Origin of the sequence: Thalassotalea atypica (assembly GCF_030295975.1) — a bacterium.
Lineage (GTDB): Bacteria > Pseudomonadota > Gammaproteobacteria > Enterobacterales > Alteromonadaceae > Thalassotalea_F > Thalassotalea_F atypica.
On sequence record NZ_AP027364.1, the window covers coordinates 3,593,153 to 3,607,588 of the forward strand.

At 39.2% G+C, this 14,436-nt stretch carries 12 protein-coding genes and 1 tRNA gene; 8 read left to right on the forward strand and 5 right to left on the reverse strand.

Going from position 1 to position 14,436, the window contains the following annotated elements:
- Position 1: 1 nt before the first annotated feature.
- On the reverse strand, positions 2 to 1,288 hold the full coding sequence (locus QUE03_RS16385) for an HD domain-containing phosphohydrolase (RefSeq protein WP_286263025.1): 1,287 nt from the start codon (positions 1,286 to 1,288) through the stop codon (positions 2 to 4).
- A gap of 104 nt (positions 1,289 to 1,392) precedes the next feature.
- Between QUE03_RS16385 and QUE03_RS16390 the strand changes: the two genes are divergently transcribed.
- Both QUE03_RS16390 and QUE03_RS16395 read left to right on the forward strand, forming a co-directional pair.
- Positions 1,393 to 1,935 (forward strand): heme NO-binding domain-containing protein, encoded by a 543-nt coding sequence (locus tag QUE03_RS16390; RefSeq protein ID WP_286263026.1) that lies wholly within the window; start codon positions 1,393 to 1,395, stop codon positions 1,933 to 1,935.
- Positions 1,908 to 3,386, forward strand: coding sequence for a sensor histidine kinase (locus QUE03_RS16395; RefSeq protein WP_286263027.1), 1,479 nt, complete (start codon positions 1,908 to 1,910; stop codon positions 3,384 to 3,386). Before QUE03_RS16390 ends, QUE03_RS16395 begins: the two co-directional genes overlap by 28 nt.
- 7 nt (positions 3,387 to 3,393) lie before the next feature.
- On the opposite strand, the gene QUE03_RS16400 is transcribed toward QUE03_RS16395, so the two are convergent.
- On the reverse strand, positions 3,394 to 4,224 hold the full coding sequence (locus QUE03_RS16400; RefSeq protein ID WP_286263028.1) for a hypothetical protein: 831 nt from the start codon (positions 4,222 to 4,224) through the stop codon (positions 3,394 to 3,396).
- 240 nt (positions 4,225 to 4,464) lie between these two features.
- Here QUE03_RS16400 and QUE03_RS16405 point away from each other — a divergent pair, with 240 nt between their 5' ends.
- The 5 genes from QUE03_RS16405 (at position 4,465) to QUE03_RS16425 (ending at position 7,344) form a co-directional block, all read left to right on the forward strand.
- Positions 4,465 to 5,256, forward strand: coding sequence for a DUF1194 domain-containing protein (locus QUE03_RS16405; RefSeq protein WP_286263029.1), 792 nt, complete (start codon positions 4,465 to 4,467; stop codon positions 5,254 to 5,256).
- Positions 5,243 to 5,680, forward strand: a complete 438-nt coding sequence (locus QUE03_RS16410) for a hypothetical protein (RefSeq protein ID WP_286263030.1) — start codon at positions 5,243 to 5,245, stop codon at positions 5,678 to 5,680. Before QUE03_RS16405 ends, QUE03_RS16410 begins: the two co-directional genes overlap by 14 nt.
- Before the next feature lie 200 nt (positions 5,681 to 5,880).
- Positions 5,881 to 5,957: transfer RNA gene (locus QUE03_RS16415), tRNA-Ile, on the forward strand.
- 266 nt (positions 5,958 to 6,223) lie between these two features.
- Positions 6,224 to 6,427 carry a hypothetical protein gene (locus QUE03_RS16420; protein WP_286263032.1) on the forward strand — a complete coding sequence of 68 codons (204 nt, stop codon included), beginning with the start codon at positions 6,224 to 6,226 and terminating at the stop codon, positions 6,425 to 6,427.
- Between the two features lie 176 nt (positions 6,428 to 6,603).
- Complete coding sequence (locus QUE03_RS16425; protein ID WP_286263033.1) at positions 6,604 to 7,344, forward strand: hypothetical protein; 741 nt, start codon at positions 6,604 to 6,606, stop codon at positions 7,342 to 7,344.
- Here QUE03_RS16425 and QUE03_RS16430 read toward each other — a convergent pair whose 3' ends face one another.
- The 3 genes from QUE03_RS16430 to acnB all read right to left on the reverse strand — a co-directional run bounded on the left by QUE03_RS16430 (position 7,345) and on the right by acnB (position 11,122).
- Positions 7,345 to 7,584, reverse strand: a complete 240-nt coding sequence (locus QUE03_RS16430) for a VF530 family protein (RefSeq protein WP_286263034.1) — start codon at positions 7,582 to 7,584, stop codon at positions 7,345 to 7,347.
- Between the two features lie 89 nt (positions 7,585 to 7,673).
- A complete protein-coding gene (locus QUE03_RS16435) occupies positions 7,674 to 8,282 on the reverse strand; it encodes a LysE family translocator (protein WP_286263036.1) in 609 nt (202 codons plus the stop codon).
- Positions 8,283 to 8,527: 245 nt separating this feature from the next.
- The gene (acnB, locus tag QUE03_RS16440) at positions 8,528 to 11,122 is read right to left on the reverse strand and encodes a bifunctional aconitate hydratase 2/2-methylisocitrate dehydratase (protein ID WP_286263037.1); all 2,595 of its coding nucleotides are present in this window, start codon (positions 11,120 to 11,122) and stop codon (positions 8,528 to 8,530) included.
- Between the two features lie 435 nt (positions 11,123 to 11,557).
- Here acnB and QUE03_RS16445 point away from each other — a divergent pair, with 435 nt between their 5' ends.
- The gene (locus tag QUE03_RS16445; RefSeq protein WP_286263038.1) at positions 11,558 to 14,362 is read left to right on the forward strand and encodes a bifunctional aconitate hydratase 2/2-methylisocitrate dehydratase; all 2,805 of its coding nucleotides are present in this window, start codon (positions 11,558 to 11,560) and stop codon (positions 14,360 to 14,362) included.
- Positions 14,363 to 14,436: the final 74 nt, after the last annotated feature.

The following is a 14,436-nucleotide window of genomic DNA, read 5'->3' on the forward strand; positions in this document are numbered from 1 at the left end:
ACTAAGCCCCTCCTGACGATTCAAGCATCGATTTAATGAAAACAACAAGGGGATAATCAAGTTGTCTCTGAATATTGTTCAGACGCATAATATGGGTCTCTTTTAGCACGGTGCCTTCAGACAAATATTTATGATGCTCTAAGTCCTCTATGTCTTGAGCAACGAGCATCCCTGCTTCCAAACCATTGACCAGCTTAGGATATTCGAATACTTCAGTATCTTGTGCTTTGCCCACCAGTACTTTTAGTTGCTCAAGGACACTTATATCGATTTCGTCACTCATTTGCTCCAATTTAACAAACGCTTCACTTGGCGCAATTCTGAGCCCAGTGAATTCACCGTTAATCATTAAATCGAATAAAACGGTGACTCTAAGTATTCTTGAACCCAAAGGAATATTTTGCTTTGTCAGTTTCTCGGGTACACCAGAGCCATTACTGTTTTCATTTAAATATTTAACTAGATCTAAACTTCCGGCTAAATAATCAGTCGATGACATGATCTCTGCGCTTAACACCGAAAACGCGTCGTAGTCACGGCGCTCTTGTGGTGAAAGCTCATACAAAGCCTTGTTTCGTAGCTCTTCTGTTAAGCTGGCTAGTCCTATTCGATGAAAAAGGCCTGCTAAATAAACATGGATACAATCGATATCTGACAATCCGCACATTCTCGCAATTATTTTTGCTTGTTGCGCAATTCTTAAACTATGTCCAGGTGCTTCATTTGTAGAAACAGCTATTAAGTTTACATTCATTGATACAAGATCATTATTGATGCGTTTTAAGCGCTTAATTTGCCCAACGGCATCATCATGCTTATCGCTAATGAACTCTTTTAGAAGCGTTTCAGAATGATGATCCAACAAAAGTTCTTTATTAGATGCCCTAAGCTTTTTAATGATCTTGTTTTTTTTATTCTCAGCTTTCAATTCGCCGACTAGGGAGTCAATCTTAGATACTAAATCTTTATTATCCCAAGGCTTATTTAAATAAAATGACACTTTGCCTTCATTCAGTACTTGTTTAGCTAGTTCCAAATCAGCATAGCCAGTAAGCGCCACTCGTTTACTATTACTGTTAATTGCCACAATTGATTTTAGAAACTCTCCGCCATTCATCTTGGGCATACGTATATCAGAGATAACGATATGCGTAGGAGACTGCTGATAATAATCGATGGCCTCTATTGGGTCTGTAAATGTAACGACGCGATATTCTCGGTGCAGTAATCGCTCTAATGCATTGAGTATTTCTATCTCATCATCTAGGATTAATACTGATGGTAACATTCGTTTCCCGCTATAAAATGTAATAAAGATGAATGACTTGCTTACTTTAATGCTAGCATTATATTCATAATTCAGTGAACTTTTCCTTGAGTAAGTAGAGATCTATGAAAGGTGCGATATTTTTGGGTTTTGCGAGTTATATAGAGCAAGAATACGATTTAACCACTTGGCTTAAAGCAGTGAATAAATGTGAACTTGGCTCTAATGCTGAGTATTTGGATACTGAACTCTACGAAGACAGCGAATTTAACGCTCTGGTAGATGAACTGGTCTTGTTAACGAGAGTTACAAAAGAAGAGCTCGTTAGAAACTTTGGCCGATACTTTTTCCCTACTTTGATGTCCATCGCACACACCCATGTTGAAGGTGTCGACGAGTTGTTTGATTTTCTGCGGGCTGTTGATGCGGTAATACATATTGAAGTTCAAAAGTCAGACCCGTTAGCGTACACACCTACTTTACTCTATGACCAACCTAATGAGTCAGTGCTGATCATGCGATATGTTTCACGAAGGAAAATGTGCTATTTCGCCGAAGGCCTGATTTTAGGCGCAGCTGATCACTTTAAACAGAAAGTTCAAATTTCCCAAACTCAATGCATGTGCAAAGGAGACCAGCATTGTCTGATACGAATCCAACAGTTATAGAATTAAAGGAACAAGTAGCATTACTAGAACAAGCTTTAAAAAGAGAGAAAAATGCCAAACAAGCATTAGAGCAGAAATTAAGCGCAAATATACAAGAAAACTTTGAGAAAAACAGAGCTTTCTTTTCTGCATTTGAACAAGCTAATAGCCGTCAAATTCAATTGAAATTTCTGGCGTCAATTACAGATGAATTGTTTTCAGTGCGCGGCCTAAACGAAATGCTAATACATTTCGTTTCACAAATTACACGAATGTTATCGGCCTGCAATACGTTCAATTTTATAAAAAGCAAAGGTGATGAATACTCGGTAAGTCAATTTGATACAACTGAAAAAACGTTTAAGCTGCTCCCGGCACAAGAATCCCTTAAAGATACGTTAACCTCAATCATAGCTAAATCTCCTAAGGAAGATTGTTGGCATAGAATCGAGGTAGATACGATATGTAATGGCGCACAGTTATTTGAAAATGAAACACTGCTAGTAGTAAGTATCCCGCTCTCCAAAGTTCAAACTAATTACATAGTATTAGATCTCGATCACTACTGTTACAGCGATAACTTTAAGCAAACATTAAACACAGCTAGCCAGCAGTTCTCCTTAGCGGTAAAACGGAAATTAACAGAATTAGAGCTCTCGTATAACTACCGAAAACTTGAAAAAACCGTTGAAGAATTAAAATCCACACAAAGCCAATTGGTTCATAGTGAAAAGATGGCATCATTGGGTCAGTTATCGGCAGGTGTAGCACACGAAATTAACAATCCGTTAGGGTTTATTGGCAGTAATATCCAAGTACTTAAAGAATACGCACAATCATTTGAACATGTTTTTGTTTCTATAGAGCAAACACCACAAAACGATCTTTTATCTACAAAAGACATCGCTTACGCCAGAAAAGACATAATATCTCTTATAGATAGCTGTATTAATGGTATTGAGCGCATCTCAGATATTGTATCTAGTTTAAAAACATTTAGCCGGAAAGGAAATCAAGAGTATCACCCTACTGATATTAATGAAGTGATCAGCAGTTCGTTAAATATTGTTTGGAATCAGCTTAAATATAATTACATCGTTGAGAGTCAATTGGATGAAAAGCTTCCCGAAGTAAAAGGCAATACGGGTGAGCTGCAACAGGTGTTCATCAACTTGTTTGTCAATGCCGCTCAATCCATGAAAGATACCGCTCAAGGAAAGCTGTCCATATCGAGTGAGCTTAACGGCGAGTACATCAAAGTTACAGTCAATGATACAGGCTGTGGTATGGATGAACGGGCCTTAAAACATCTATTTGAACCGTTTTATACCACTAAAGATGAACATGAAGGGACAGGTCTAGGGCTGTCTGTATCGTACGCTATATTGGAAAAACACAGCGCAATTATAGAAGTAGATTCGACTCCAAATGAGGGAAGCACATTTACAATACGCTTCCCAGCGATTGTGTAACTTTTGACTATAGTTTTGCGATGGAGTTTTGAGGCTTATAAATGTGAAATATAGAATTTCGGCTCGTACTTAAATTGTACTGCCCTGAATTTCTGAATGAGATAGACACTTCGACTTCTTCACCGTTAAAGTCAGATTTTTCGTCACAATATATCATGGCACTTATCGGGAACAGCCCTTTATTTAGCTCGACCTCACCAATAATGACTTGTTCGTGGCTATATTTGGTGACCAAATGCAGCCTCTTATCTATCACACGCTTTTGATTAATGTCGATACGTGCATAACAAGACGCTATTTGGCTCATTTTTTCTTCCATCAAAGCTTCGCTATTACTAGTCAGAAAAAATTCAACTCCTACCTGTAAACGGCCGTTTGTACGACTAGGAAACAAGCCATTCAGCCGGTACATACTAACGCTTGGCTGGGCAATCCCGTAACGACGATGGCTCAACAAGGAAAAGCGAGTTTCATTTAAGACAAACGAACCTAAATCACTTGCCGACAAGTCAATTTTATTCCCGTCTGGTACGGGGTAAACTCTTGTTATCCAACCAGGAAATAAATCAATGTTTTCAACCGCCTTAGCTAATATTTCATTACTACCGACATGGTAAGGATTTAAGGTACGTAAAATAGATAGCTCTTCTTCATATTGCTTGATCATTGCCGATTTTTGCTTGTTAACACCAGACAATTTGTCTGCTTTGATTAGCTGATGTACTGAGAAAGCTGAACAACAAGCTAACAAAGTCAATGCGAGCCCCCATTTAAGCCATGCGTATTTTGTGGAATGTCTAGAACGCGTGTACTTTTCTCTACGGTAGTAATAGCTCATAAAGTTCTCCTCATTCGTTCATTACTAATGAAGCAAAAGACAAACCAAAAATTAATTAATTAAATTTCAAAGAGATAGAGAAAACAGTTTAAATCAAGTTGCAATTTGCAACGCTCATCGTCTGTTTTTCAAGGCGTATTGCAACAACCATAAAATGCATAAATTCATCTTGTTGATTTTTAAGGAATATTTTTATGGCAAGGATAATGCCTGTGATTAATGCAAGCACAAGAGGGCTTTATGATGAAGCAGTTCATAATAAACACATGTAAAACTCTAGTGATTTGCACAACGTTAGAAGCGGCGGCATTAACGCCTGTTGATGTTGAGCTGCAATTGCTAATTGATATATCAGGCAGCATTGATGGTTCTGAATACGACACTCAGTTGCTTGGCTATAGTAATGCCTTTGCTAGTGACCGCGTTCAAAACGCGATTATAGAAGGCAACATAGGGCAAATAGCCGTGCAAATGATCATGTGGTCAGGGGCTAATAATCAAGAAATAATGATTGATTGGACCTTAATAGATTCAGCGGCTGCTTCAGATGACTTTTCTATCGCAATTGCTAATATCGCTAGGCCATTTTCTGGCTGGACAGCGATAGGGTCAGCTATCGAATATAGCTACCCGCTTTTTGATTCAAACGATTTCGATGGTGTAAGTCAGGTTATTGATATATCTGGCGATGGAACTAATAACTCCGGGAGTTCCCCTAGTTCGGCTGCGACAGCGGCCCTCAACCATATAGATACGATTAACGGTATTGTCATCACTGATGATCAAAATGTTATTGACCAGTATTATAACGATGTTATCGGTGGTGATTCCGCTTTCTTATTAGCCCCCGCAGGTTTTGATGAATTTCAGTTAGCTATCGAAAATAAAATAGTCGCTGAAATTGAAGGTACAGTTCCAGCAGGAGTTGTATCAATTCCTGCCCCAACGACTCATTTACTCTATCTAACGGCACTGATTATGTTAGGTGTCAGTACTAAAACGACTAGGAGAAGCCAACATGAAACTGCATGAATTTTTAGCTATTACTTTATCGCTTGTTCAATTTCCAATTGTCGCATCGACACTTGACTATAAATTAGATTTTGGTGTCATCATCCACAACGACAATGGTGAGCCAATAGGGTTTGAGAAAACCAGTACTATCCCTATAGATTATAAAGGTAAATCTTCTTTGTATGGTTTAGTGGTCACCAGCCCTGAAGATCAACAGTTTTCGCTGAATTCAGTTCACGTTTTTCCACACAGTGAAAATGAGATAGATGATATAAAGCTCATGGGTAAACCAATGTTAATTCAAAAACGGGGCGCTATATTACTTAGAACTGACCTAAGTGATATACCTGGCAACTATAAAATGGAAGTTTATATAGATAACAAACTTCACCAAACCATTAGCTACGAATTAGTCACTAATACGCACTTAAGCCGCTTATGAATAGCTCCTCGTAGATGAGACAAGGAAGTCTCGTTCCTCTTAAAACCACTTCTGAACAACCAAAATGCTCAATAATCCAGCTATCAAATTGAAGTTAGTAATTTTTTACCTTTTCACTGGTGACAACAAAATAAAAAATGCTTATACTGCCACCCGCTTATTCGTAAGGCCTTAACCAAAGCTTTACAAGCAATTTTGATGGCCCCTTAGCTCAGTTGGTTAGAGCATCCGACTCATAATCGGCAGGTCCCCTGTTCAAGTCAGGGAGGGGCCACCATTTTTCCAGTTCAAAAAATTAACCTTCTTTGTTTCTTTAACCTGAATATATCAACGTTATGTTCTTCGCTCTATATTGTTGAAATTCAATATTTTTGATTTCTCCCAGTAAATTTTCATAAAAGCTTAAATCGCAAAATACAAATCACTACCGCTATTTTACATTTCTATACAGAATCAAAGATTTTCATTAATTATGATGAAGACTCTAAAATATTATGATTTTAGTAATATTTCCCATTTTCTGGTTAAATTGTTTAGGGCTGTATGATGTATTTATTTAAATTGTTTCAAGCTAAGTCAAAACTGACTGACCACCAAAAACTAGATCTAAAGCGCACTAATATTATTCGTAAACGAACGGCTAAAGCCCTATTAAACGAAAAACAATATTTAGCTATGGTCAATAAAATTGAAATAATCAAAAACACCTACAATAAAGAAGAGCAGGCATATTACAGTAAACGCTAATTCACTTTTACTGATTACTTTTCTATAATTAATGCGCAATACCTAAAACGATCTATATCACTTTACGTATTGCTTTCATTTGAGCCCATCTAAAACACAATATATTTCTAATATAATTCTGAACTATTTACTTATTATTGACTCTACTAATTGCCAACAATTAGGAAGGTTAAAAAGTGTTTCAAGGACGTATCACTGCAGTTCTCTTTTCGATAGTCATTCATGTGTTATTGATTTTTCTGATCGGCAATACTATAGATAATTCGCCGCACAACCCACAAACAAAACCCAAACCAATTCAAAGTTTTCTTTATCAACGTCCTAAAATAAAGGAGCCAGATCCAGCGAATCTGAAAAATGAACTTAAGCCGTCAAAGACTATTGATAAAGAAGTACTGATAGAGCAACAACCACCAGAGAATAAGCCACCCAAAAAATCTCTGCTGCCTCAGGACGCCTCTTTGGCTCAACAACCAGCAGACCCTCTTGACGCCATCAGGCCACCTCCAAATTTACAAGGTAAACAAGTGCTGACGTCGAAAGGTATTGGTCAAAAGGCGCTACAGCAATTATCCCAGCTTAAGAGTAGTATTAATGATGATATAGCCGAGGCTGAAACGTTTGAACAGTTCAGACGGCGAAGTCCATCGGTACTTGATGGCGAACCCTATCCTGTTCCCCATTCAGTAAAAGCACTAACCATCATAGAGGAAAAAGAAAAGAACACGACAAAATACAGTGATGACTTATCCATTATTAAGGGCGATGATGGCAATTGTACGATTGAGCAAGACTTGTCTAACGTTGGCATCGAAGGCGTAAAAGCGGTTTCAGGTTTTCGTTGTGGCGAGACAAAATTCGATGCAAACTTCAAAGAGCACATGAAAAACGTACTTAAAAAGTTGGGAAAAAAATAACTATTTATCTTCTGGCCATGCAAAACCATGAAACGTATTAATATATAGCTGCTCCACTTCAGTTCTTGCCCAAGGGGTTTTTCTTAAGAACTTTAAAGAAGATTTGATACTTGGATCATGAGTAAAACAGCGTACTTTCACACATTTTCCCATCTCAACCCAGCCAATTTTTTCAACAAGCTCATTCAATATCGACTCTAGCTTTTTACCGTGTAATGGATTATTAGGTTGGTTATTCATGAATAATTTTCTGTGGAAAAAACACTAGTATAACATGTGCCTTTCTTAATATTGCGCTAACAGCAACACCAAATTCTTCAGAGATGTTATTACTGCATCATTAACATCTCTGAATTAATGATCGGAACAATTGATAATACTAACAGCAAAGCCATTACCCTATTAAACCACATGATAAACATCGGATTATCTAAAGCACGTTTGAGTCCTGCCCCCGCAAAAAGCCATACAAAAGAGCACGGAAGTCCGAAAGCTATATAAGCTAACGCCACAAATAACACTTCATTCATTGCAGCATCTGTTGCCGACGAAAATGCCACGATGGCGCTAATAGCCATAATCCATGCTTTTGGATTGACCCATTGAAACGCTGCCGCTTGTATAAAAGAGATTGGCCTTGCTTGCTCCTTAGTTTCAGCAGAGACCGGAGTTTTTGCTATTTTATAAGCTAAAAACAGCAAATAACCAATACCTATAAATTTCATTGCTAAATATAGGTTCGGATACCGGTTAAACAGTGACACTAGTCCAACGCCAAGCGCTACAATCATCACGGGAAAACCAAGATTGATGCCCAAAACATGAGGAAGACTTCGTTTGATACCAAAATTAACACCTGAACTTAATAGCATAATATTATTAGGCCCCGGCGTTCCAGATGTTGATAAGACAAAAAGTGCCAATGCAAAAACTTCCATTTCAAATCCGCTTTGTGTGTTTTATGTAAGCTTCATTTTACCTAAACAATGTCAACCTAACATATACAAAAAGTAAGAAATAATACCTACACAGTTGAATGGCAAGCATTAGAGAGCAAGATTAGTAACCTTGACGTGATGATATATACATAAGGAAACCGGATATAATCCGGCTTCTTATATGAATTTAACTGAGTAACTAAGCTTTGAATAAACCTAACTACAATCCTTACCGGTGTTGAGCGCTATACAAGCTCTTGTATAATTACCTGATCCGCTTTCTTTGTGTAACTTTCCATTTTATGGAAGTTTAAATAACGGTATGTATCGGCAGCTGTCGCATCAATCTGCTTAGCATATTCCATGTACTCATCGACAGTTGGAAGCTTACCTAAAATAGCACCAACAGCGGCTAATTCAGCTGAAGCTAAGTAAACATTTGCACCTGTCCCCAAACGATTAGGGAAGTTACGAGTAGAGGTTGAAATTGCAGTTGATTTTTCAGCAATGCGCGCTTGATTCCCCATACATAAAGAACATCCAGGAGTTTCTATACGCACACCAGATTTACCAAATGTGAAGTAATAGCCTTCTTCGGTCAGTTGATCTCTATCCATCTTCGTTGGTGGTGCAACCCACATCCGCGTATCTAGTACACCATTGTAGTTTTCAAGTAATTTGCCTGCTGCGCGGAAATGACCAATGTTAGTCATACAAGAGCCAATGAAAACTTCATCGATGGATGTTCCAGCAACGTCTGATAATAATTTCGCATCATCTGGATCATTTGGACAACAAACGATTGGCTCTTTGATGTCAGCTAAGTCGATTTCGATAACGTGAGCGTATTCAGCGTCTTTGTCAGCTTCCATTAATGATGGATTAGCCAACCACTCTTCCATGCCCTTAATTCGACGTTCAATCGTGCGTACATCACCGTAACCTTCGCTAATCATCCACTTAAGCATAACAATGTTCGACGCTAAGTATTCCTTAACGGCGTCTTCTTCAAGCTTGATGGTACAACCAGCAGCAGAACGTTCAGCCGACGCATCTGATAATTCAAACGCCTGCTCAACCGTTAAGCCTTTAAGACCCTCGATCTCTAAAATACGACCAGAGAATTCATTGACTTTGCCGGTCTTAGCCACCGTTAACAAACCATCTTTAATCGCGTAATAGGGGATTGCATGCACTAAGTCACGCAATGTAATCCCTTTTTGCATCTCACCTTTAAAGCGAACCAATACTGACTCAGGCATATCAAGCGGCATAGTACCGGTCGCGGCAGCAAACGCCACTAGACCTGATCCCGCTGGGAATGAAATACCTAATGGGAATCGCGTATGTGAATCACCACCTGTGCCAACCGTATCAGGTAATAACATACGGTTTAACCACGAGTGAATAACACCATCACCTGGACGAAGTGATACACCACCGCGGTTCATCATAAAATCAGGCAAGGTGTGATGTGTATTTACATCAACAGGCTTTGGATAGGCTGAAGTATGACAGAATGACTGCATAGTTAAATCAGCTGAAAAACCTAGACAGGCTAAATCTTTAAGCTCATCACGAGTCATAGGACCGGTTGTATCTTGCGAGCCGACAGTGGTCATTTTAGGCTCACAATATTGACCAGCACGAATACCATCAACACCACAGGCTTTACCCACCATTTTTTGTGCTAAAGAGTAGCCTTTACCCGAATCAGCTTTAATTTCTGGTTTAGCAAAGAAATCCGCGGCATCTAGATTTAATGCTTCACGCGCCTTATCAGTTAAACCGCGACCAATGATTAGTGGAATACGACCACCAGCACGTACTTCATCTAAAATTACGGGGTTTAACTTAAATGTTGATAAAACTTCACCTGTTGCAGCTAGTTTAACAACGCCTTCATATGGGTAGATATCAATAACATCACCCATATTCATTTTTTGCACGTCTAACTCTATCGGTAATGCACCTGAGTCTTCTAACGTATTGTAGAAGATTGGTGCAATTTTATTACCTAAACAAATACCACCACTACGCTTATTAGGGATAAATGGAATGTCATCACCCATGTACCATAGCACTGAATTAGCCGCTGATTTACGAGACGACCCTGTACCTACAACGTCGCCGACATAAGCTAAAGGAATACCGTCTTTTTGTTGTTCTTCAATTTGCGAAATTGGACCAATAACACCGGGCTCTTCAGGATTTATACCTTCACGTTCCATTTTAAGCATTGCTTTAGCATGCAATGGAATATCTGGACGTGACCAAGCATCTGGTGCTGGTGATAAATCATCGGTGTTTGTTTCACCGGTTACCTTAAAGACTTTAACCGTAATTTTTTCGGCAACAACTGGGCGGTCAGTAAACCATTTAGCATCAGCCCAAGATTGCATGACAGCTTTAGCTTGCTCATTACCCGCTTCTGCTTTTTCTTTCACATCGTGAAATGCATCAAACATTAACAATGTCTTAGATAAACCTTCGCCGGCAATTGTTGCTAATGCGTCGTCATCTAATAAATCAATCATCGGTTGAATGTTATAACCACCTAACATCGTACCGAGTAGTTCTGTTGCGCGTGTTGCATCAAGAATAGGAGAGCTAGCTTCACCTTTTGCAATAGCAGCCAAAAAACCCGCTTTTACGTAGGCAGCTTCATCAACACCTGCTGGAATACGGTTAACGAGCAAATCTAAAATGAATTCTTCTTCTCCAGCAGTGGGTGCTTTAATAAGCTCTATCAAATCTGCTGTTTGCTGTGCGTTTAGTGCTTTTGGTACGAGACCTTCAGCGGCGCGTTCTGCTATATGTGTTCGGTATTCTTGAAGCATGTCGTTCACCTTAAATAGAAAAGAAAATATTGTGATTAAACAGAATGAGCCATAATCACAAGCAAGACATAATGGATGACTATATAAAAATAAAAGTACCTAAACATCTAATCAGCTACTTAACAGAAAATCTATATATACCTTAGTCTAAAAATATGTATGCTTTTTCTGACAAATATAGAGAATTATAGAAGAGATTTAAACGACATATTAGAACAAAAAGATTAACAAAAATTGCTTTTTCACCAACTATTAACCCACTCCGTTCCAACAGGTATAACCACTATAACTTTTACTTCTACCATTCATAAGTTGCATGAATAGTGCTTATTAAACCAAATGATTAGTAGTCTGCACAAAATCAGGTAAAATACGCGCAAAAGTTTATCCAGCTAATATTCTTTATTAGCATCTTTCAGTCAAAGTGAGAATCGAATGAGCCTTTATTCAGATTATTTAGCGGAAATTAAAAACCGTAAAGAAGAGCTTGGTTTAGCGCCAAAGCCTATTGATAACGCTGATTTATTAGCGGAAATCATCGAGCAAATTAAAGATCAAGATAATGCACACCGTGAAGATTCATTGAATTTCTTCATCTATAATACGCTTCCTGGCACTACAAGTGCTGCTGGAGTAAAAGCAAAATTCTTGAAAGAAGTCATTCTTGGCGAAGCCACTGTTGCTGAAATTTCACCAGAATTTGCCTTTGAATTACTTTCTCATATGAAAGGTGGTCCTTCAATTGAAGTGCTACTTGACCTTGCACTAAGCGATGATGCTGCAGTATCTGCACCAGCTACCGAAGTATTGAAAACACAAGTATTCTTATACGACGCTGATATGGCTCGTATCGAAGCTGCTTTTAAGGCCGGCAATGCCGTTGCTAAAGACCTTTTAGAAAGCTTCGCAAATGCTGAGTTCTTCACAAAACTTCCAGCCATCGAAGAAAAAATCGAAGTAGTCACCTATATCGCTGGTGAAGGCGATATTTCAACTGATTTACTTTCTCCTGGTCATCAGTCTCATTCTCGTGCTGACCGTGAATTGCACGGTAAGTGTATGATCACTCCTGAAGCACAAGACGAAATTGTTGCACTTCAAGCTAAGCATCCTAACGCGAAAGTAATGCTTATCGCTGAAAAAGGTACTATGGGAGTTGGTTCATCACGTATGTCTGGTGTAAATAACGTAGCGCTATGGGCCGGTAAGCAAGCAAGTCCTTACGTACCATTTATTAACATTGCACCAGTAGTTGCCGGCACTAACGGTATCGCGCCTATCTTCTTAACTACTGTCGATGTAACAGGCGGTATCGGTCTTGACCTTAAAAACTGGGTTAAGAAAGTAGACGCAGACGGTAATACCGTAACGGACGCAAACGGCGACCCGGTTTTAGAAGAAGCCTATTCAGTCGCAACAGGCACTGTGTTAACAATTGATACTAAAGCGAAAAAACTTTACAACGGTGACAAAGAGTTAGTTGATGTTTCTTCTGCTTTCACACCGCAAAAACAAGAATTCATGAAAGCTGGCGGCTCTTATGCTGTAACGTTTGGTAAGAAACTACAAACGTTTGCTGCAGAAACATTAGGTGTTGAAGCACCTGTTGTTTATGCTGCATCAAAAGAAATCTCTGTTGAAAACCAAGGTTTAACGGCTGTAGAGAAAATCTTCAATCGTAATGCTGTAGGTGTTGCATCAGATACACCTTTACACGCTGGCTCTAACGTTCGCGTTAAAGTAAATATTGTTGGCTCTCAAGACACGACTGGCCCTATGACTTGCCAAGAGCTTGAAGCAATGGCTGCGTCAACAATTTCTCCAATTGTTGACGGTGCATTCCAATCAGGTTGTCACACTGCATCTGTTTGGGACAGTAAAGCAAAAGCAAACACGCCTAAACTTATGAGCTTTATGAATGCCTTTGGTCTTATCACTGCACGTGATCCAAAAGGTGTTTATCATTCAATGACTGACGTTATTCACAAGGTATTAAACGATATCACAGTTGATGACCGCGCAATTATCATTGGTGGTGACTCGCATACCCGTATGTCTAAAGGCGTAGCATTTGGTGCCGATTCAGGTACAGTTGCAATTGCACTTGCTACAGGCGAGTCTGCAATGCCTATTCCTGAGTCAGTGAAAGTTACCTTCAAAGGTGAAATGGCTGACCATATGGACTTCCGTGACGTTGTACACGCAACGCAAGCGCAAATGCTTAAGCAATTTGAAGGTGAAAACGTATTCCAAGGTCGCGTAATTGAAGTACACATTGGTACATTATTAGCTGACCAAGCGTTCACATTCACTGACTGGTCTGCTGAAATGAAAGCAAAAGCGTCTGTTTGTATCTCAAATGACGAGACCTTAATTGAATCTATCGAGCTTGCTAAATCTCGTATCCAAATCATGATCGACAAGGGTATGGAAAACGAAGCGGGTACGTTAAAAGGCTTAATCACATTAGCTGACGAACGTATTGCTGGTATCAAGTCAGGTGAACAACCAGCGCTTGCACCAGATGAAAACGCTAAATACTACGCTGAAGTTGTTGTGGATTTAGACACAATTATTGAACCAATGATTGCTGACCCTGATGTTAACAACGAAGACGTGTCTAAGCGTTACACACATGACGTTATTCGCCCTGTTTCATACTATAAAGAGCGCTCAGTAGATTTAGGTTTCGTGGGTTCTTGTATGGTGCACAAAGGTGATATGCAAATTATTGCGCAAATGTTCCGGAATCTTGAAAAGAAAAACGGCACAATTGAATTCAACGCTCCATTGGTTGTTGCTCCACCAACATACAACATTGTTGATGAGTTAAAAGCTGAAGGCGATTGGGACATTCTTTCTAAATACTCAGGGTTCGTATTCGACGACGCCAATCCAAAAGGTGAAGCACGTACAAAGTACGAAAACATCTTATACTTGGAGCGTCCTGGCTGTAACTTATGTATGGGTAACCAAGAAAAAGCAGAACCGGGTGACACGGTTATTGCTACCTCAACTCGTCTTTTCCAAGGTCGTGTTGTAGCTGATACGGCAGAGAAAAAAGGTGAATCATTGCTTGGCTCAACACCTGTTGTTGTGCTTTCTACCGTGTTGGGTCGTTTCCCTACAACGGAAGAATACAAAGCAGCTGTTGAAGGTATCGACTTAACACGCTTCACTCCACCTAAAGAAGCAATGACAACACAAGCTGTTGCAGTGAAAATTGCTGATCCAAGCTAGGAACTCTATTTTTGCAAAAGAGTTGAATTAGACTTAGAGAGTAAATAAAAAGGCTACTTATCATAATAAGTAGC

What these genes read in the sequence shown, in the direction of transcription:
- QUE03_RS16400 (WP_286263028.1), bottom strand. Translation starts at nt 4,224, where the DNA reads ATGAGCTATTACTACCGTAGAGAAAAGTACACGCGTTCTAGACATTCC.
- acnB (WP_286263037.1), bottom strand. Translation starts at nt 11,122, where the DNA reads ATGCTTCAAGAATACCGAACACATATAGCAGAACGCGCCGCTGAAGGT.
- QUE03_RS16385 (WP_286263025.1), bottom strand. Translation starts at nt 1,288, where the DNA reads ATGTTACCATCAGTATTAATCCTAGATGATGAGATAGAAATACTCAAT.
- QUE03_RS16435 (WP_286263036.1), bottom strand. Translation starts at nt 8,282, where the DNA reads ATGGAAGTTTTTGCATTGGCACTTTTTGTCTTATCAACATCTGGAACG.
- QUE03_RS16420 (WP_286263032.1), top strand. Translation starts at nt 6,224, where the DNA reads ATGATGTATTTATTTAAATTGTTTCAAGCTAAGTCAAAACTGACTGAC.
- QUE03_RS16410 (WP_286263030.1), top strand. Translation starts at nt 5,243, where the DNA reads ATGAAACTGCATGAATTTTTAGCTATTACTTTATCGCTTGTTCAATTT.
- QUE03_RS16430 (WP_286263034.1), bottom strand. Translation starts at nt 7,584, where the DNA reads ATGAATAACCAACCTAATAATCCATTACACGGTAAAAAGCTAGAGTCG.
- QUE03_RS16405 (WP_286263029.1), top strand. Translation starts at nt 4,465, where the DNA reads ATGATGAAGCAGTTCATAATAAACACATGTAAAACTCTAGTGATTTGC.
- QUE03_RS16445 (WP_286263038.1), top strand. Translation starts at nt 11,558, where the DNA reads ATGAGCCTTTATTCAGATTATTTAGCGGAAATTAAAAACCGTAAAGAA.
- QUE03_RS16390 (WP_286263026.1), top strand. Translation starts at nt 1,393, where the DNA reads ATGAAAGGTGCGATATTTTTGGGTTTTGCGAGTTATATAGAGCAAGAA.